The sequence below is a fragment of the Pseudoalteromonas sp. NZS127 genome, assembly GCF_015864805.1.
GTDB classification, from domain to species: Bacteria; Pseudomonadota; Gammaproteobacteria; order Enterobacterales; family Alteromonadaceae; genus Pseudoalteromonas; species Pseudoalteromonas nigrifaciens.
On the sequence record NZ_JADYWN010000002.1, the window covers coordinates 42,841 to 62,949 of the forward strand.

Sequence of the window (20,109 nt, forward strand, 5' to 3'; positions counted from 1 at the left end):
TGAGTACACATTATTTATACCATTTAAATTGGTTAACACTTAATCCCAGTTACGCGCAACGTGTGATCAATCAAACGTACTCAAACGGTATAATATGAGATCATTAACATGACTAAACATGCCGATATTCACGCTTCACTTTGGGGCGACAACGCACTGCCACTGCGCCCTGCCAGTCAAGTTATGAAACTAGAAAGGTTAGGCTCTTTACATCAAAGCCGCCTAAGCTTTATGCGCACTTTGGTACGTCGAATTTTTCGCGAGCGTTGGAAAATTGAACTTGCCACTTTAGATCTAAATGAACAAGGATTTGGGACGGTTGTTTATGAAGTACAAGCACCCGATGGATTCTTTAGTTTTGTACTTTTTTCTGAACAGCTACTGTCAGAAGAGCGTAATGATCGCGTAATTGCTACAAAGTGGGATTTAACTATGGCGTTAGTTGAAGGCCAAGTGACCCCAGAATATGTTGTCCAGTTACAGCAAAATGTACCAAAACAAGAAGCCGGACGCGTTGACTCGCGGGTTTTTGTGTTATCGCGTGCTAACCGCAGTGCCCGTAACTTTGATTATGTGGTTGAGCAACTAGCCAGCGGTAAGCAACCCGAAGTAGCAAAAATAGCAGAAGTAGGCTATTTGTATCGCACTACTGCTGTTTATGGCAGTGGTAAATTGGGTATGGCTGATTGGGAAAAAGTTCAACAAAAATTTCCTGACTTTGCACGCCCATTTGCCAGTGAGATGTTTGTTTGTTTTATGCTACGTAACTTTAGTTTACTGCAAGTAGAGCATATTGCCCGCCACCGTAATGCTGCCACATTTACCCCTATGCACCATGATATTAAACGTTATTTTGGCATTGGTAATTCTACCGGGCTAGGCATGGCACCCTATTTAGTAAATCATCCACTACTCATAAACCAGTGGATATCTATGCGAGAACTCGCACTAGCTCGTATCAGAGCACTGGGTGCAATTACTGCATATACTCAACAATTAACGGTTGAGTTAATAACCCGTGCCGTTCAGTACACACATGAAACCATTACTGAAGATGCATCGCAAACAGCTCTAAACAAAATTGTCGTCCAAGACATGCAAAAACTTAAAGCACTGGTTACTGGCGGCTTTAATAGTTGGGATGAGTTAATTGCTTATAGTGAACAACACTGCTCTTTACAAGGTCAGGAAATGTTAGTTTCTATTATGTTAGAAATTTATCCGGATTTAGTTGATGAGCTTGAAGACTTTCACTGTTCCGATGAGTTTTTAGATTTAGATCCACTTATGCCATTACAGCAGTTAAAAGCAGTTATTGAACAACGTTATGATTGGGCGCTGGCTATAGACTTTGACGCTGAGGGCGCTAAAGAAACTTATTGGTATCGCTCAGAAGAGAAAATGGAACCTCGCCTCGGTAGTATTGCCGACGTAGAAGGTAAAAAGAAAGCGATGGCGCTTGCCGTAGGTTACGCGGTGCGCAAATGCTATAACATGCTGGTTGAATATATAGTAAACAACCCGGAGCACATTACTGCGCGCTTTATGGTAGCTCACCCTAAGTTACGCGGTATTGTAAGGCGTATTCAAAGCATGAACCGCAGTGTATATGGTGATATCCAGGCCAACTTACTCGATCGCGATGTGTTACCTATACATTTACTGCGCTGTAAACTTGCTTTTTTTGGCGTGAGTAAATTTGATCCTCGATCTCGATTATGGGTAAGAAATACCATGTTTCAAGGCGCACCATTACTTGAAGACATTGGTAAACCATTTATTGATGACTGGTTTATGCCATTAACACCAAAACAATAAGGAGATTCTTTGTGAATATTTCTATGAATGAACTTAAAGCCTCGCTACGTAGGTGTTTTGAAGCTAGTGGCTATTTTGTTGGTAACTATGAAGATGCTGCAAACATGGTGTTGTGGTTAGAAAAACATGGTTTAAATGGCTTAAAAGAATTACGCCAGGCGCTGCCATACCTTTGTGATGATGCTGACAAGCCGCTAAGTAATGTAATTTATGAAGATAGCACTTCTGCAATTATTGATGCGCACAATCGTAGTGCACTAAATTGTATTGCTGCAGCAGTAGATCTGGCCCATGCAAAAGCACTCGAAACAGGTATTGCAACCGTAACTGTGCATAACTGTCATAACAGAATGTTTGTACTAAAAGCATTGACCGACCGAGGTCGCAGAGGGATCAGTACTGCGGCTTATTGGAAAAATGGCAGCGATATAATTACCGAACATACTGCAGCTATTCTTTCGGGTAGACGTTATCCTAGCTATAGCAGCGGTGTAACCAACTTAATAACCACTGATGATGACAAGCAAGCGTTAACCATTATTTGTAGTTCAAGGGTCGATTTAACTACTTCACTTCAAAGTGATGACAGTCATATGATTAGCGCTGAAAAAATTGAAAAAAACAAAAATCACTCAGTTAATCATGGGATCGAAATTGACGAAGATATTTGGCTAAAAATAAATTATCTCGGTGCGGGAGTCTTGGTAGAAAACACCGATCGCTCTAGACTCGATGCAGGGGGGCGCTAACCTGTAAATAAGATTGATTGCCTCTCGTTGGGCAATCAATCCTTTATTTAGCTTTAACGTCTATTGCTTATAAACCTTGCTCAGTAGCCATTTTTTTCGCAATTTGTGGGGCCGTCCAAAGTGATGGTAACAACACAAAAGACACTGGTACGGCGGTTACTACAATAAACGATTGCAGTGCAGAAATACCACCAGAACCTATCGAAATTAATATTGCTGCCATAACTCCCATCATAATGCCCCAAAACACTCTAATGGGTGTTTGCGGATGATCGTTACCTGTCATTACCATAGATACCGAGTAGGTCATAGAGTCACCCGTGGTTGCTACAAATATTGTGGTTAAAATTAAAAACAACACCGATATAACAAAGCCCATAGGCAGCTGCTCAGTAATGGCCAACAGCGCAGCGGGTAAATTTAAGCCCGCAAAGGGTTCTGAAATAACACCCGGGTTTGCTAACTCAAAAAATATTCCTGAACCACCCACTATCGTAAACCAAAAACAAGTAATAACAGGAGCAATTATTGAGATAAGCGTGATCATTTCACGAATAGTACGGCCGCGCGAAATTCGTGCAACAAACATAGCCATTAAAGGTCCGTAACCTAAAAACCAGCCCCAAAAGAATACTGTCCACCAGTCTAACCAAGCGGTATCGGCACGAAAGGTGGCCATAGGAATAAAGTTATTAATATAAAGCCCAAACGAATGAATATAGCTATCAAAAATAAAGGCTGTAGGCCCCATCAGCAAAATAAACAGCATTAACGCAACGGCTAAAATTACATTAAAGCGACTGAGTAATTGAATTCCTTTAGTAACACCACTAACAGCAGATAGAGTATAAATTGCAATTAAACTAAATAAAATGGCCACTTGAGTGGTGTAAGTATCTGGAATACCGAATAATTTTTCTAAACCAAAACTTACTTGCAAGCCTAAAAAGCCAATAGGGCCTACCGTGCCTGCTACTACAGCTATAACACAACACGAATCGACAATAGCACCAAATGCGCCTTTCATTACGCGATCGCCAAATACCGGATACAACAAAGTACGCGGCTTAAGCGGTAAACCTTTTTCATAATGTAAATGCATATACACTATGCCTGTAAGGCTGCCTAAAATAGCCCAGGCTAAAAATCCCCAATGCATAAAGCTTTGCGCTAAAGCATTAAATGCAGCCTCTTTAGTGCCTGATTCACCACCAAAAATTGGTGGCGGCGAAATAAAATGTGCCATTGGCTCAGCAGCAGCCCAAAACACCCCGCCACCAGCAAGGAGTGTACACATAATAATGCTGATCCACTTAAAGGTAGTAATCTCTGGCTTTTTTAAGCCACCTAATACCACTTTCCCGGTACGTCCAAAGGCTAAAAACAACCCAATTATAAAGGTCGAAAGCAATAATATTTGCCAAAAGGCACCAAACGTTTTAGTAGAAAAAGCAAAGGCGGTATTGATCCAACCCGACATCAAATCAATATCATAAAGTGCTAGCACAGCAAATAGCACAAGGATGCCACCACTGATTAAAAATACCGGTATATCAACCCCTGCCAAATACTTTATTGTAGATGAATGCTCATCCTTATGTTGTTTTGTTACTCCAGTGGTACTCATTTATCGTCTCCTGATGGATTTTTAGTTACCGACATAGCGACATACCACAACACCCACCCTAAATACGAAATTACACAATGAAGCGACGCTAATCAAAAGGTTAAATTATCTTTCGATCTTGCTTTATTTCGAGTTTAGAAAATGCCATAACAAATATCTTAACTGCCAATTTGTGAATATTTTACCCTTTTCAGCAACCTAATCCAACGGTACTCTAATTATTAATAGTGAATTTACACAATAGCAAAGCCTTGCTTACAGCTATTTTTAATAATAAACAAATATAAAACAACAATTTTGAAGGGGCTAGGCAAACAGAAATGGTAATATAAATAAAGAGATGCGAAAGTACTGCGATAAAAAAAGGTACATAAGGCTAAGTTTATTAATAGTCAAATGCATAATCAATCTCGTAATAAATTTAATATGTATTGATAGTATTTTTGTAAAATAACTAAGAGAGTGTTTGGAATAAACTTATTGATGGTTTTTAAATTATTAGCAACGCGTATAACATACATAAAAAAAGCGCTTAATAAGCGCTCTATTACTTTAATAAATACCGATACTTACACTAATACTTGACGCGTGTTTGCTATAAAGTGATGTACTTCACGCTCAATTTTAGGGTCAACAGGTTCGTCTGGTCGACGATCATTCGGGCAAGGCATTCTTGGCGTAGTACCAAATAAGCGACAAATTAATGGACGCTCGTCATATACAGTGCAGCCATTGGGACCAAGATGTACACAATTGAACTCGTTTAACGCCGCTTCATGCTCAGCATCTGTTTTTACCGGTAAGCGCGACATTTCCTCTGAAGACGTTGTTACTGGCCCGCAGCAGTCGTGGCATCCTTTTACGCATTCAAACGCTGGAATATTAGCGCGTAATCGTAAAATTACTTCCTGATTTTTGTACATCACTATTTATACCCTTTATTTTTGCAACGCACTGACGCGGCAACTTTACTAATTTCTCCACAACGCATCAAAGCGATGCCTAAGCCTAGAGTGGCTAGATCAGCTATAGTACGCTTTGCACTGCCCAAAAATCAAGCTAAGTTAGCATTTAGTTACGCCATAGCGCTAATATACACAGCTTATAAACTAAATATTATTTATTAAGCAGGATGAACAAAGTAGTAAGCTGGCCGTTGTTATTATTTTACTTAAACACTTTGTTACCTAAAAATACTGTTTAAAATTACTCAGCTATTTATACTAGTGCAAATGAAAAATATTTTTTGAGGTAGTTGTGCAGATCATACAAGGTATGGAGTATTTTTTTTCGGGTTTTAAATTAATTACTCAAAAGGGATTAAAGCGTTTTGTGTTTATTCCGTTGTTAATTAATATTTTACTTTTTGGTAGCTCGTTGTTTTTTTTATTTGGCTGGTTAAGCGACAGTTTTAGCTACATAAATAATATGCTACCCGAGTGGTTAAGCTGGCTTGAGTGGTTAATGTGGCCCATTGCCCTGTTAATAGTGCTGTTTAGCTACAGTATGTTATTTACTGTAATCACAAACTTTATTGCCGCACCTTTTAATGGTTTACTCAGTGAAAAAGTTGAGTTGCATTTAACAGGTCAAAAAATTAATGATGATGGCTTTGCTGAGTTATTAAAAGATGTGCCACGCATGCTTGGCCGAGAGTGGACAAAACTTTGCTATTACCTTCCCCGCGCCATTGGCTTTTTTATATTGTTATGGGTGTTGCCGGTTATAGGGCAAATACTGTGGGTGCTTTTTTCGTGTTGGATGTTTGCCGTGCAATACCAAGATTACGCGTTCGATAATCATAAAATCAGCTTTAAGCAAATGAAAAACGATTTACAAAGCAAGCAAGGTTTATCGTACGGGTTTGGTTTTGCAGTAATGTTGCTAACAGCCATTCCGTTGGTAAATTTAATTGTAATGCCTGTTGCTGTTTGTGGTGGCACCAAATTATGGGTTGATAACTTTCGCAGCCAATACCGAAATCAATAATATGAAATAAAAAATGGGTCACTTGACCCATTTTTGATTTAACCTTAACTCTGGTTATTTACTAATTCATCATTAGCTATACAAGCTTTGTGGCACTTTGGTCACATTTAAGTGCACGGTCACTTCCTCGCGATCATGATATAAATGCTTAGCTTGTAACTCATAGCTTATACCGTATTTTTCTAGTTCAGCTCTGATCATGCTTAAGCACTCGTAAACACTATCAAAGCGTTTTTTCATTGGCAGCTTTAAGTTAAAAATAAGCTCTTTAGCATATGCATTTACTGCCCAGTCAATCATTAGGCTGGTTACTTTAGTTGGCTTTTCTACCATGTCACATACTAACCAAGTAATGTTGCGTTTTTCTGGGCGATATTTAAAGCCATCGGCCCTAAAATGTTTTACCTGCCCTGTTTGCATTAAATCGTCGTTCATTGGGCCATTATCTATCGCGCTTACAAACATACCACGGCGCACTAACTGATAAGTCCAGCCACCTGGACACGCCCCTAAGTCAACACTGCGCATTCCGGCTGCAACGCGTGACTCGCGTTGTTGTTCTGGAATAAACACATTAAATGCTTCATCTAATTTTAAAGTAGAGCGGCTTGGCGCATCACTTGGCATACGTAAACGTAAAATACCCATAAAAAATGGCGAGTTATTAAAGCTATACGAGTAACCCACATAAGCGGTGTTGTTAGTTAAAAACAGTACATGCATTACTGGGCGGTTTGCTTTTGGCTCGCGCAGTACAATATTACGTTTTTCGAGGGCTTTTTTAAGGGGCGTTGATATTTTTTTACAAAAGGTTAAAAGCTCTTTGCCTTCGTTGGTATCGGGGGTTTCTACACGTAGCTCAGAGCACAAGGTAAAATCTTTAGCAGCCTCTACAACCGCCCCTACACGATCTTCTACTGGCATGTTTTCGATCAGCGTACCAGCAAACCATTGACGAGCAAACACCATGTTTTTAAAATCAACTTTTTTAATTATTTCGTCGCCATGCTGCGCGTCAAAACACTCATAAATAACATAACCGGTATTTGGCTTTGCTTTAACATAACCGGCAAAACCTTGCTCGGCAGCGTGGAACGTTATTTCAGCAGCGGCATCGTTTTCAAACCCACTACGACAGTAAATTACAACACTAGACATATTAACCCTTTAAAACTTAAATCGTGCAACTTGCACTAAAATAACAATCCAACCAATAATAAAGCATAAACCACCCAATGGGGTTATTGGGCCTAGCCACTTCATACCTGTTATGGCAAGTAAGTATAAACTGCCACTAAAAAGCAGTGTGCCCGCAATAAAAAAACCGCCAGCCCAATTGAGGTTAATACCCCACTTAATTAACACCGCCACAGCTATAAGCGCTAATCCATGCACCATTTGGTACTCAGCTGCGGTTTTAAACACACCTAATGAGTACTCCGACAGTCGGCTTTTTAAACCGTGGGCGGCAAACGCCCCTAGCATTACCGACAGCATACAAAAAAAGCTCCCGGTCATTAAAAATAATTTAATCATTTATTACTCTCTCGAATACTTATTTAACAATGCATTTTATAAAGCGCACAGCACTTTGTACTGCAGTTGCTCGATTTTGCGCCTCACTAACGCCACTTTTTTTACGCGGTTTTAGTGAATGGTCGCCATCGGGTAGCCAGCAATATTCTGGTTGCTTGGGCATTAACATAGTAGCTAGCTCCTCACGAGTACCAAACGTATCGCGCTCACCTTGTAATACCAAAAATGGGCAGCCTATATCAGCAAAGTGATCGGTGCGTAGCTTTTCAGGCTTGCCTGGCGGATGAAACGGATAGCCAAACGCTAATACACCTAAAATAGCATGCTCGCTAGTACAGGCAAGCATTGACGCCATTCGTCCCCCCATAGATTTGCCACCAATAAATAACGGCAACCCTGGCTGTGCATGGCTAAGTATTTGCTCATAGTAGCTAAGCAATTTAGGCGCGCGATCGGGTGGGCGGCGTTTATTGGTTTGTTTCGCTATTTGCATATATTCAAAATCAAATAAACCAACATCAATCCCTTGCTCACTAATGAGTTGTGCCATATTTTGCATAAACTCATGGTCGCTACCGGCTCCTGCACCATGGGCAAAAATAAACTGTGCTATAGCTGGCTGCTGTGTACTTTTAAACCATTCAATCATATTAATACTCTTGTTCTTGCTCTACTAAGCTCAGCATCCATTCTTTAAATGACACTATTTTACCCATTTCAGTTTGCGACTCGCGCAGCACTAAATAATAAGCGTTTTTACTCTCTAAACTATGATTAAACGGGATCACTAATCGTCCGGCGTCAATATCGGGCTTAGCGAGTACACTATTGCCTATAGCCACACCTTGACCATGCACTGCGGCTTGTAACACCATAGATGAGTGACTAAAAATAGGCCCTTGGTTAACTTGTACATTACGTACACCGGCGGTTTTCATCCATGTTTTCCAATTTTTACGCGTGGTGTCGTGCAATAAAGTATGGTGCGCTAAATCACTGGGTTGATTAAGTGGCTTAATGCCATTTAATAATAGCGGGCTACATAGCGGCACTAAATACTCGGTATGTAACTTAAAAGTTTGCACCCCACTCCAATGCCCCCGGCCATAATAAATAGCAACGTCGACATCGTCGGTTAAAGAGTTTTCGTCTAGATCTTGCGCTTTTATTCGCACGTCTATTTCTGGGTGTAACTCATTAAATAAACTTAATCTGGGTACTAACCACTGAATCGCAAAGCTTGGCGTTAAGCTTACCGTTAAAGAGCCTTTTGCACCTCGTGCTAGTAATTTTTCGGTGGCGTCTATTAGTTGGGTAAATATTTCTTTTATATCGAGAAAGTAACCCTGCCCTTCTTCGGTTAATAATAGCGAGCGGTTTCTGCGTATAAATAGCTTTAAGCCCAAATGTTCTTCTAATGTTTTTATTTGATGACTTACAGCGGCTTGCGTTACATATAGCTCTTCTGCAGCTTTGGTAAAACTTAAATGACGTGCTGCTGCTTCAAAGGCTTTAAGCGCGTTTAATGGAGGGACCCGTCTTGACATGATAACCACGCTTTGAATTAGTTTTTCTTATGCATGGAATTATATATTTAAGGTGTAAAAAAAGCGACCTTAGTCGCTTTTTAAATATTACCTAATATATAGGTTATAAATTATAAATCGCTGGCACTGGTATCAAGCGGTGCAAAGCTTTTAATTAAATCATCTACGGCTTTCATTTGTGTTAAGTAGCCTTCTAATTTACTCAATGCTAGTGCACATGGGCCATCGCATTTTGCTTCATTTGGATTGGGGTGTGCTTCTATAAATAAGCCCGCAATACCAAGTGCCATACCACTGCGAGCAAGCTCTGCTGCTTGGGCGCGACGACCATCAGCCGAATCTGCACGGCCACCTGGGCGTTGTAGTGCATGGGTAGCATCAAAAATAACAGGTGCCATTACTTTCATGTCGTCCATGCCGAGCATATCAACCACTAAGTTATTATATCCAAAGCTTGAACCACGCTCACACAGTGCCACGTTGTTATTACCTGCTTCGTTAAATTTAGTAATAATATGGCGCATTTCGTGTGGGGCTAAAAACTGTGGTTTTTTTACGTTTATAATTGCGCCGGTTTTTGCCATAGCAACAACCAAATCTGTTTGGCGGGCTAAAAATGCCGGTAACTGAATAACGTCAACTACTTCAGCAACAGGTGCTGCTTGATGTGGTTCGTGTACGTCGGTAATTAACGGAATATTAAATGTTTTTTTAATTTCTTCAAATATTTTTAAACCCTCGTCTAAACCCGGGCCGCGGTAAGAGTTGATTGATGAGCGATTAGCTTTATCAAACGACGCTTTAAATACATAAGGGATATTTAATTTAGTGGTTACTTCTACGTAATGCTCTGCAACACGCATGGCTAAATCACGAGACTCTAATACATTAATACCGCCAAACAATACAAACGGTTTGTTGTTTGCAAGTTCTATGTCATTAATTTTAATAATTTGGTTGTTCATTTTTATTCCTTATGGTGCAACTGCTTGCATCATTAATCCACAAATATAAGCCATATAAGTACCTACGCCATAGCCAAGTACCGCTAATAATACACCTACAGGAGCAAGCGACGGGTGAAATGCAGCGGCAACAACGGGTGCAGATGCCGCGCCGCCTACGTTGGCTTGTGAGCCTACCGCCATATAAAATAACGGTGCTTTAATTAGTTTAGCTACAATTAACATTAAGCTCGCATGGGTAAGCATCCATATAATGCCAATTACAAAATACATTGGTGTTTCAAAAATCGCCGTTATATTCATGTGTAAGCCGATTGATGCAACCAAAATATACAAAAATGTAGAAGCAACTTTCGACGCGCCAAACGATTCTATATGGCGTACTTTAGTAAACGATAAACTAATACCAATAGTGGTTGAGATCACGATTAACCAAAAAAACTTACTGTTTAAGCTGTACTCTTGTGCCCATGGGAAATTAGCACCAAAGTAAGGGCCTAAAAAGTCAGCACAAAAATGTGCCAAGCCGGTAATACCAAAGGCAATGGCAATAATCATCATATAATCGTTAAGCGTTGGCATGCGCGCATGCTCAGCATGATATTTTTCAACCCGGTTTTTAAGATCTTCAATGGCGCTGGTATCGGCACCTGTTCTTGCATCAATGGCTTTATGATTCGCTGCCATTAATAATAAAACGGCCATCCATAAGTTAGCAACAATGACATCTACCGTCACCATGGCCGAAAATATATCACCGCCAACTTCAAACATTTCTTTCATTGATGCTTGATTAGCACCGCCACCAATCCAGCTACCTGCTACTGTGGTCATACCGCGCCATACGGCATCGGGGCCATGTCCGCCAATTGCTTCTGGGTACACTGCGCTCATAATTAAAATAGCTAAAGGGCCACCAATAACAATACCAGTAGTACCGGTTAAAAACATAATGAGTGCTTTGGGGCCTAAGTTTATAATGGCTTTTAAATCAATACTTATAGTCAGCAGTATTAAACACGCTGGCAATAAGTAGCGTGACGCTACGTAATATACGTTTGATTTATTACCATCAACAATACCAAAGGTATTAAGTAATGAGGGCAAAAAGTAACATAACAGTAAAGCGGGTACATATTTATAAAATGCTTTAAAACCTGGGTGCTGGCTGTTAGAGGTTTTAAACACAAACCCTAAAATAATAGCCAGTAAACCAAGTACCACAGCATCGTTAGTAATTAATGCAGTTTGGGCTTCAACCATAGTTATTCCTATTTTTAATGGTGAGTTTTATTATTATTGTCTTCTAGTTCTTCTATTTGGTGTTGAATAATCTCTATTGCAGGATCGTCTGGGCATTCATCTACAAAAAACTGTAAATCGTCACGTGCCATTTTAGGGCAACCTAATTGATTGAGTAAATACCCTCTGTCGCGTCGCTCATAAGGGTCGTCACCAATTATATCCATCAGCATTTCGACGCAGTTTAACGCATGACCAAATTTATTTTCGCTAATAAACGACCACTTTTGCTGGGCTAAAAATAATTTATATACTTCGTCGTCAAAAATAAGCTCAAGTGGCTCTTGCTCTTGGGCATTATCTTCATCAACGTTTTCAGGAATGATATACCAGCTTTGTTGCCCGCTGCTTGGCTCAATGGTATAGCCTTCTTCATCACTCATAGCTACATGTATACCAATATCACCTTGGGTAATACTTACGCAAGCGTCTAGTTTGGCATGTTGTAAAAAATGGCTGAGTAAAATAGCAAGTGTTGTTGGTGAACCACTGCGCATAGTTAATGTATAGCTTATGCAATTTAATTTGTACTCTGGCACTTTTAAGCTAGAAGCACTAAATAGCCATTCACTATAAAAGCGATCTAATAGCTTATCTAAACGCACATGCTCGTCAGATGTTTGCAGACACAAAGCATCTATTTCCTGTTCAAAGGAAGTTAAAATTTCATAGCTAGGCGTTAAGTCAATCTGAGGGTCCCATTTAGATTCGGCTTGAATACAACGATAAATCGCCGGTGGCAAAAAATCATCATAAGCTTCATCAAAATAAGAATCATCGTGTTCATCAAACCCGAGGGTGGTCATTCATACTACAACATTTTAGAAAACGAAGGCGTAGTTTACTACTTTTTAAGCTAGATACCAATGTAGAGGGGCTTGAATGTGAACTTATGTTTAGAAATAGTTGAGCTTTGTACACAATTATACAAAGCTCAATTGGGCTAATTATTACTTATAAAAGCAGTGCCGACTTAGCGGTTGCTAAATAACCGATAGCTAAAATAACCAAAGTGTTAAAAATGGTATATGCTACTTTTGGTGCTGTTTTTGTTTGTTTTGAGCTAACAATACCAACGGCAATATAAATAACCACTAGCACTATCTTTTCTAGTAACCAATATTGCTCAAACGGATTAATTTTAGCGATCCCCATTAGCATTAATGCTGAAACAAGTAACAAAGTGTCTATGCCGTGGCTGCCAATAAACACCAGTTTATTTTTTGCCAACTTACCACTACCCATGCGTGAAAATGAGCGTACATAAAATAAAATTACACTCAACATCGCAATAGCCATGTGTGAATGTTTAACTGCTAAATAATCCATAGTTTTAATACTTCTGTTTAGTTAAATGTTTTTATTTTTAAAAACGAATAAGCAGTGCAAATATTACACTGCTGTAATTTAGTTTAAGAGCACTGTGCAAGTGTAACGCGATCGTTATTGCCTAAGTCTTTCACTGTTTTAATATTTATAAACCCCATTTGTGCAAAAAATTGGCTAACCGCACCACTTTGCTCAAAACCATGTTCGATCAAAAGATAACCTTTAGCGTGAAGATAGTCACGTGATTGGGTAATTATTTGTTTTATATCAGCCAGTCCATCATCATCTGCAACAAGTGCTGAGAGCGGTTCAAAGCGCACATCACCTTGCTTGAGGTGTATATCGGTTGTTTCTATATACGGCGGATTAGATACAATTAAATGAAACTTTTCGCCATTAAGCGCGCTAAACCAATTACTTTGCTTTACTTGCACATTATTAATGGCTAATCGCTGCTGGTTACGTGTAGCAAGTGCAACAGCATCAGCTACTCTATCTACTGCGGTAATTTGCCAAGTGGGCATTTCGCTCCCCAGTGCTAACGCGATTGCGCCAGTCCCTGTGCCTAAATCGAGCACCTTTGCATTACTTGGCACCGCCATTTCAAGCGCTTGCTCTACTAAGGTTTCGGTATCTGGACGCGGTATTAAAGTGGTGGCATTAACCTCTAGCGATAAACTCCAAAATTCACGTTGCCCTGTAATATGTGCAACTGGCTCGCCATTTAAACGCCTTTGGCAAAATGTATCAAATTGCTGCTGTTGCTCTGTACTAAGCGTGCTTTCTGGCCAAGTAAAAAGATAACTGTGAGGTTTTTGCAATATATGCAGTAGTAAAACTTGCGCGTCTAATTTAGCGCTTTCGCTGCTAGGTGCTAATAAATTAGCGCCTGCAGCAATTGCTTGTTCGAGGGTTTGGGTCACTATTATTACTCGTCGCCCATGGCCGCTAGTAAGTCGGCCTGATGCTCTTGCATTAATGGCTCTACAATACAGCTTAAATCACCAGCTACCACTTCGTTTAAGCGATATAGGGTTAAGTTAATACGGTGATCGGTAATACGACCTTGTGGATAGTTATAAGTACGAATACGCTCAGAGCGATCGCCACTGCCAACTAAGTTACGACGCTCAGAGGCTTCTGCTGCATCGCGCTTTTCGTCTTCAGCTTGTTGCAAACGCGCTGCAAGTACCGACATAGCTTTAGCACGGTTTTTATGTTGCGAGCGCTGATCCTGACACTCTACAACCACACCGGTAGGTATATGGGTAATACGAATAGCAGAATCGGTTTTATTTACGTGCTGACCACCCGCGCCTGATGCACGAAACGTATCAACTTTAAGATCGGCCGAATTAATTTCAATTGCCTCAGCTTCTGGTACTTCAGCCATTACCGCAACCGTACACGCAGAGGTATGAACTCGACCTTGCGATTCGGTTTCTGGTACACGTTGTACACGATGCACGCCAGATTCAAATTTCAGCTGACCAAAAACGCCTTCACCACTAATATTAGCAATTATTTCTTTATAGCCGCCGTGCTCACCTTCGTTGGTGGTCACCACATCTACTTTCCATTTTTTAGTTTCGGCATAACGGCTGTACATTCTAAATAAGTCGCCGGCAAATATAGCCGCTTCGTCGCCACCAGTGCCCGCTCGCACTTCTAAATACACGTTATTATTGTCTTTAGGATCTTTTGGCAGCATTAATACTTGAATTTCATCTTCTATGGTCAGTATTTGTGCTTTAGCTTCTTTGTATTCTTCTTGTGCCATTTCACGTATATCTGGGTCTGAATCTTTCAGCATTTCTTCTGCGCTTATTACATCTTGTTGCGCTTGTTGGTAGCTTAAAAACGTTTTTACTACCTCTTCTAAATCTGAGTATTCTTTAGAAAGTGCACGAAAGCGGTTTTGATCACGAATGACCGATGGGTCGCTTAGTAGCGCTTGTACTTCTTCATAACGCTCAACTAAGATTTCTAACTTATGATAAACGGATTCTTTCATTAACTGCTATTCCTGATCAATACCTAACATTTTTTTCAATTGGTTTAACTGAGCCACTTCACCTTTTTTCGCTGCATCTTGAATAGCACGGGTAGGCGCGTGCATTAAGCGATTGGTTAACTTATTGGCCAGCTCTAAAATAACTTTTTCGGCATCTTTACCTGTATTGAGCTGACTCACTGCTCGCTCTACAAGTTCGGACTTTATTGTTTGTACATCGTTTCGATAGTGGCGAATTAAATCCACCGAATCGAGTGAGCGTATCCACATTAAAAACTCTTTAGTGCGCTCGGTAATAATAACTTCAGCCTGCTCAGCGGCTTCTTCTCGGGCACTCATATTCTCGCTAACAATGGTTTGTAAGTCATCAACAGAATATAAATAAGCATCGTCAAGTTCACCCACTTGGCTTTCAATATCGCGAGGAACCGCAATATCAATAAACAACATAGGCTTATAACGACGCTGTTTAAGTGCTTGCTCCACCACACCCTTACCAATAATAGGCAGTGTGCTGGCGGTAGAACTAATAACAATATCGGCTTTATGTAAACGCTCAGGTAGCTGAGCAAGTGCAATTACATCACCCGATACTTGATCCGCTAAACTACGTGCACGCTCAAGGGTTCTGTTCGCAACCGTAATGTTTTGCGGCTCATTTTGGTACAAATGTTTGGCTACTAGCTCAATTGTTTCACCGGCACCAATGAGAAGTACATTGGTTTTATCGAGCTTGCCATAAATATGTTTAGCTAAATTAACCGCCGCATAAGCAACCGACACTGCACTGGCACCAATGTTGGTTTCAGTACGTACTTGCTTAGCAACTGAAAACGTTTTTTGAAATAATCTATCAAACGTCACGCCCACAGCATTATGAGTTTTAGCACTGTTATACGCTTGCTTTATTTGCCCCAAAATTTGCGGCTCGCCCAGTACGAGTGAATCTAGGCCACAGGCTACGCGCATTAAGTGATTTATAGCATCACTACCTTCATGGCAGTAAATGTTTTTACTCAGTTCATGTTCATCCAAACCATGGAAACTAGATAACCACTGCAACAGTGTTTGGGAATTTTGCTGTGCAAGGCTACAATACACTTCAGTTCGATTACAGGTGGAAACAATCACTGCCTCATTAAAATGGGCGTGGCCACTTAATTGCTGTAGCGCCTCTGAAATTTGCTCAGGGGAAAAAGCCACTTTTTCACGTAATTCTACGGGAGCGGTTTTGTGATTAATACCAAGTGCGATTATGGTCATATTTGCCAAATATTGATGAGCCCTACTTTAAAGGCCGCAATTTTATCAAAAATCTCAGGAATATGGAAAGTAAGGAGCAACATTTGATTCGACAATATTTTATTTTAGCTATGTTTTTTTTGTTTTTAGCCGGCTGCGCTCAAAAAAGAAACTTAGAAACAACCACTTACGAAAACTGGAAAACACATCTTGCCGAGCAAAGTATTTGGCAAGTAGAAGGTAAACTTGCTTTTATTAGCCCCGATGAGCGCCAATCTGCAAACTTAAACTGGCAACAGAGCCAAAATAACAATAATTTAGTGCTCACCACTTTTATTGGTACACGTATATTGTCACTCAAACAAACTGCAAATACGGCAGAACTAAACTATGATGGCGAGCAGTATTTTGACACCAATGCAACGGCATTACTAAAACGTTTAACCGGTTTTGCTTTACCGGTAAATAACGCCGACAGTTGGTTAAAAGGCACCATTGATGACCAAACTTTAAAGGTTGATCAATTAGGCCGCGCTAAAAGCGTATTATGGTTTGATAGTACAGGTAAACAATGGCAAATTGAGTACGCTAGCTTTGTGCAAAAAAGCGGCTACTGGCTTCCCAGCAGACTGACCTTAACCCATCAAAAAATTAAAATTAAAATTAAAATTCAACTCTACGATTGGCAGTTTAATTAACCATGAATAATATCACTTCATTTTCACTTATTGCGCCGGCAAAGCTCAATCTTTTTTTACATATTAATGGCCGCCGAGATGACGGTTACCATGAACTAGAAACCCTGTTTACGTTTTTAAATTATGGCGACGAACTTAGTTTTGAGTTAAGCGATTTACCTGCAATTATTGTTACCGGCGACACAAATGGCATAGCCACAACCGACAACCTTATCTATAAAGCGGCTTTATTATTGCAAACACAGTGCAAAATAAAGCAAGGCGTGAAAATAAATTTAATTAAACGTTTGCCAATGGGCGGCGGTGTTGGCGGTGGATCATCAGACGCTGCCAGCACATTATTAGCCTTAAATAAGTTGTGGAAAACAGCCCTCAGTTTAGATGAATTAGCTCATTTAGGCTTACAACTAGGTGCCGATGTACCCGTATTCATACATGGTAAAAGCGCCATAGCGCATGGGATTGGTGAGCAATTAGAACAAGTAATGCTTGAGCAAAAGTGGTATTGTGTGGTCTTCCCTAATCAACATGTAAGTACTGCTAAAATATTTACTCATCCTGAACTAAAACGCGACACGCCAAAAATTTCAGGAGACTGGCAACAGCATATTTTAACTAACGATTGCGAATCTTTAGTGAAAAAGCTGTGTCCCGAGGTTGAAAAAACCCTGCAGTGGTTGCTAAAATACGCTCCATCAAAGATGACCGGAACAGGTTCATGTTGTTTTGTAGAATTTGCTACGCAAGTTCAAGCACAAGATGTACTTGCTAATCTCCCCCATACTTGGCAGGGGTTTATCGCATCAAGCGTTAATACTTCTCCCGCTCATACGGAGTTAGCCGCCATATTTGATTGAAGTAACGTACAAGTAGTCATAAGTTAACACGCAGTGGTTTAATTATTGCCTGTTAGTCCAAAAATTCAGTGCCTGAGGAACCCTACCGTGCCTGACATGAAGCTCTTCGCTGGTAACGCAACACCTGAGTTAGCTCAAAAAGTTGCAAAACGTTTATATATTGAATTAGGCGATGCTGTTGTTGGCCGTTTTAGCGACGGTGAGATCAGTGTTCAAATTAATGAAAATGTTCGTGGATCGGATGTTTTCATCTTACAATCAACCTGTGCCCCTACAAACGATAACCTTATGGAACTTATCGTTATGGTTGATGCTCTACGTCGTGCATCTGCCGGTCGTATTACTGCCGTTATTCCTTATTTTGGTTATGCTCGTCAAGATCGTCGTGTACGTTCTGCCCGTGTACCCATTACCGCTAAAGTCGTTGCCGATTTCTTATCTAGTGTAGGTGTTGACCGCGTTCTTACGGTTGATTTACACGCTGAGCAAATCCAAGGCTTCTTTGATGTACCTGTAGATAACGTATTTGGTAGCCCTGTTTTACTTGAAGATATGAAAGCACGTCATTTTGACGACGTTGTTGTTGTATCTCCAGATATTGGTGGCGTTGTACGTGCGCGTGCTATTGCAAAACTACTAAACGATACCGATTTAGCTATTATTGATAAACGTCGCCCACAGGCAAACGTTTCTCAAGTGATGCATATTATTGGTGATGTTGAAGGTCGTGATTGTATTATCGTTGATGATATGATTGATACCGGCGGTACATTATGTAAAGCAGCTGAAGCACTTAAAGAACACGGTGCTAAGCGCGTATTTGCATATGCTACTCACCCTATTCTTTCGGGAAAAGCGGCTGAAAACTTGCGCAATTCAGTGATTGACGAAGTTATTGTAACTGACTCTATTCCACTGTCTGCAGAGCTTAAAGCACTTAATATTGTTAAAGTACTTACACTTGCCGACATGCTTGCAGAAACTATTCGTCGTATTAGTAACGAAGAGTCTATCTCAGCAATGTTTGAGCATTAATTAAAGATCTACTTTAGCGAAGCTAAGTAACTTTAATTTTAAAAAGCGCCTTTTGGCGCTTTTTTCGTAACTGTTATATATTTTGCTGGGGGGCGATGTTATGATAGCGCGCCTTTTGGCTAGGGACCTTGGTCGCAAAGGCCCTATACTTTTAATTATTGGAAACTATTATGTCAAACAAAACTTATGTATATAACGCAGAACTTCGCGAGCAAACTGGTACTGGTGCGAGCCGCCGCCTACGTCGCGAAGACAAAGTGCCTGCTATCGTTTACGGCGCAAACAAAGAAGCTACTTCAATCACTTTAGATCATAAAGATGTGATTAAAGCTCAAGAAAGCGAAGGTTTTTACACGCAAATTCTTACACTTAACATTGGCGGCGAGTCTGTTGAAACTATCCTAAAAGATATTCAACGTCACCCTTTCAAGCCTAAAGTTACACACCTTGATTTCCAACGTATCGATGCAAACCAAAAGCTACATACTATTGTTCCAATCCACTTTGTTGGTGAAGACGTTGTAGAAAAACTTGGTACAACTGTTGTTCGTCAGTTAACTGAAATCGAAATTTCTTGTTTCCCTAAAGCAATCCCTGATTTCGTAACAGTAGATGTTTCAAAATTAGTTGCAGGCGATTCTCTACATATTTCTGATGTTGCATTACCAGCTGGCGTTTCATCAATAGATTTAGCAAAAGGTCCTGGTCACGATCAGTCTATCCTAATTGTTAAAGCTAACAAATCAGCTCCAACTGAAGATGAAGCTGAAGACGCTGCAGAATAATATTTAAGGCTTAACACCTTGAATTCTATTCAAATGCTTGTGGGCCTGGCTAATCCAGGCCCCGAATACGCAAACACACGCCACAATGCAGGTGCTTGGTTCATTGAGCAACTCGCTGCACGCTATAACTGCACTCTAAAACACGATCCTAAATATCACGGCCTTACAGGTAAAGTGATTATTCAAGATCAAGAATTCAAATTATTGATCCCCACTACTTATATGAACTTAAGTGGTAAAGCGGTCGGTAGTTTAGCTAATTTTTTCAAAATTCCTGTGGAAAGCATTTTAGTTGCCCACGATGAATTAGACTTAGAACCTGGCGTTGCCAAATTAAAGAAAGGCGGCGGACACGGCGGTCATAATGGCTTAAAAGACATTATTGCAAAAATGGCAAATCAAAAAGACTTTATGCGCTTGCGCATTGGTGTAGGTCATCCGGGGCATCGTGAAATGGTAACTGGTTGGGTGCTAGGAAAAGCGGCCAAAGCAGACCAAGAAAAAATGGATGCTGCCATTGATGAAGCGGTACGCTGCATGGAAATACTTGCAAAAGATGGTGTGTTAAAAGCACAAAACAGACTACATTCGTTTAAACCCTAGTAACTTGGGTACA

Annotated in this window: 21 protein-coding genes; 8 read left to right on the forward strand and 13 right to left on the reverse strand. The window is 40.3% G+C overall.

From position 1 onward, the window contains the following. The first annotated feature begins 108 nt into the window (after window positions 1-108). Window positions 109-1,818 carry a hypothetical protein gene (locus I6E78_RS02020; RefSeq protein ID WP_197181858.1) on the forward strand — a complete coding sequence of 570 codons (1,710 nt, stop codon included), beginning with the start codon at window positions 109-111 and terminating at the stop codon, window positions 1,816-1,818. Between the two features lie 11 nt (window positions 1,819-1,829). Continuing rightward, a complete protein-coding gene (locus tag I6E78_RS02025; RefSeq protein WP_058372965.1) occupies window positions 1,830-2,567 on the forward strand; it encodes a DUF3726 domain-containing protein in 738 nt (245 codons plus the stop codon). Between the two features lie 67 nt (window positions 2,568-2,634). On the opposite strand, the gene I6E78_RS02030 is transcribed toward I6E78_RS02025, so the two are convergent. Further along, complete coding sequence (locus I6E78_RS02030) at window positions 2,635-4,194, reverse strand: BCCT family transporter (protein WP_197181859.1); 1,560 nt, start codon at window positions 4,192-4,194, stop codon at window positions 2,635-2,637. 569 nt (window positions 4,195-4,763) lie between these two features. After that, window positions 4,764-5,117 (reverse strand): YkgJ family cysteine cluster protein, encoded by a 354-nt coding sequence (locus I6E78_RS02035; RefSeq protein WP_011327756.1) that lies wholly within the window; start codon window positions 5,115-5,117, stop codon window positions 4,764-4,766. A gap of 352 nt (window positions 5,118-5,469) precedes the next feature. Between I6E78_RS02035 and cysZ the strand changes: the two genes are divergently transcribed. Then, a complete protein-coding gene (gene cysZ / locus I6E78_RS02040) occupies window positions 5,470-6,183 on the forward strand; it encodes a sulfate transporter CysZ (RefSeq protein WP_192532571.1) in 714 nt (237 codons plus the stop codon). Between the two features lie 72 nt (window positions 6,184-6,255). On the opposite strand, the gene rlmM is transcribed toward cysZ, so the two are convergent. The 11 genes from rlmM to hemA form a co-directional block, all read right to left on the reverse strand. Next, entirely contained in the window at window positions 6,256-7,341 is a 1,086-nt protein-coding gene (gene rlmM, locus I6E78_RS02045) for a 23S rRNA (cytidine(2498)-2'-O)-methyltransferase RlmM (protein ID WP_011327753.1), read from the reverse strand. Window positions 7,342-7,350: 9 nt separating this feature from the next. Then, the gene (locus I6E78_RS02050) at window positions 7,351-7,719 is read right to left on the reverse strand and encodes a DUF423 domain-containing protein (RefSeq protein ID WP_041454382.1); all 369 of its coding nucleotides are present in this window, start codon (window positions 7,717-7,719) and stop codon (window positions 7,351-7,353) included. 19 nt (window positions 7,720-7,738) lie between these two features. After that, entirely contained in the window at window positions 7,739-8,368 is a 630-nt protein-coding gene (locus tag I6E78_RS02055) for an alpha/beta family hydrolase (RefSeq protein ID WP_182683214.1), read from the reverse strand. A 1-nt stretch (window position 8,369) separates the two neighbouring features. Beyond that, on the reverse strand, window positions 8,370-9,266 hold the full coding sequence (locus I6E78_RS02060; protein ID WP_011327750.1) for a transcriptional regulator GcvA: 897 nt from the start codon (window positions 9,264-9,266) through the stop codon (window positions 8,370-8,372). Window positions 9,267-9,376: 110 nt separating this feature from the next. Further along, a complete protein-coding gene (kdsA, locus tag I6E78_RS02065) occupies window positions 9,377-10,231 on the reverse strand; it encodes a 3-deoxy-8-phosphooctulonate synthase (RefSeq protein WP_011327749.1) in 855 nt (284 codons plus the stop codon). Window positions 10,232-10,240: 9 nt separating this feature from the next. After that, window positions 10,241-11,494 (reverse strand): DUF819 family protein, encoded by a 1,254-nt coding sequence (locus I6E78_RS02070; protein ID WP_011327748.1) that lies wholly within the window; start codon window positions 11,492-11,494, stop codon window positions 10,241-10,243. Between the two features lie 14 nt (window positions 11,495-11,508). Continuing rightward, entirely contained in the window at window positions 11,509-12,339 is an 831-nt protein-coding gene (locus I6E78_RS02075) for a tetratricopeptide repeat protein (protein ID WP_011327747.1), read from the reverse strand. Window positions 12,340-12,487: 148 nt separating this feature from the next. Further along, on the reverse strand, window positions 12,488-12,862 hold the full coding sequence (locus tag I6E78_RS02080; RefSeq protein ID WP_011327746.1) for a SirB2 family protein: 375 nt from the start codon (window positions 12,860-12,862) through the stop codon (window positions 12,488-12,490). A gap of 83 nt (window positions 12,863-12,945) precedes the next feature. Further along, window positions 12,946-13,785 carry a peptide chain release factor N(5)-glutamine methyltransferase gene (gene prmC / locus I6E78_RS02085; RefSeq protein ID WP_086997954.1) on the reverse strand — a complete coding sequence of 280 codons (840 nt, stop codon included), beginning with the start codon at window positions 13,783-13,785 and terminating at the stop codon, window positions 12,946-12,948. 5 nt (window positions 13,786-13,790) lie between these two features. Further along, on the reverse strand, window positions 13,791-14,876 hold the full coding sequence (gene prfA / locus I6E78_RS02090) for a peptide chain release factor 1 (protein ID WP_011327744.1): 1,086 nt from the start codon (window positions 14,874-14,876) through the stop codon (window positions 13,791-13,793). Between the two features lie 6 nt (window positions 14,877-14,882). Further along, the gene (gene hemA, locus I6E78_RS02095) at window positions 14,883-16,139 is read right to left on the reverse strand and encodes a glutamyl-tRNA reductase (protein ID WP_041454381.1); all 1,257 of its coding nucleotides are present in this window, start codon (window positions 16,137-16,139) and stop codon (window positions 14,883-14,885) included. Between the two features lie 83 nt (window positions 16,140-16,222). Here hemA and lolB point away from each other — a divergent pair, with 83 nt between their 5' ends. The 5 genes from lolB (at window position 16,223) to pth (ending at window position 20,096) form a co-directional block, all read left to right on the forward strand. Next, window positions 16,223-16,816 (forward strand): lipoprotein insertase outer membrane protein LolB, encoded by a 594-nt coding sequence (lolB, locus tag I6E78_RS02100; RefSeq protein WP_197181860.1) that lies wholly within the window; start codon window positions 16,223-16,225, stop codon window positions 16,814-16,816. A gap of 2 nt (window positions 16,817-16,818) precedes the next feature. Beyond that, window positions 16,819-17,673 (forward strand): 4-(cytidine 5'-diphospho)-2-C-methyl-D-erythritol kinase, encoded by an 855-nt coding sequence (ispE, locus tag I6E78_RS02105; protein WP_011327741.1) that lies wholly within the window; start codon window positions 16,819-16,821, stop codon window positions 17,671-17,673. 87 nt (window positions 17,674-17,760) lie between these two features. After that, entirely contained in the window at window positions 17,761-18,708 is a 948-nt protein-coding gene (locus I6E78_RS02110) for a ribose-phosphate pyrophosphokinase (protein WP_011327740.1), read from the forward strand. A 170-nt stretch (window positions 18,709-18,878) separates the two neighbouring features. Continuing rightward, window positions 18,879-19,493 carry a 50S ribosomal protein L25/general stress protein Ctc gene (locus I6E78_RS02115; protein WP_011327739.1) on the forward strand — a complete coding sequence of 205 codons (615 nt, stop codon included), beginning with the start codon at window positions 18,879-18,881 and terminating at the stop codon, window positions 19,491-19,493. Between the two features lie 18 nt (window positions 19,494-19,511). After that, window positions 19,512-20,096, forward strand: a complete 585-nt coding sequence (gene pth / locus I6E78_RS02120; protein ID WP_011327738.1) for an aminoacyl-tRNA hydrolase — start codon at window positions 19,512-19,514, stop codon at window positions 20,094-20,096. Window positions 20,097-20,109: the final 13 nt, after the last annotated feature.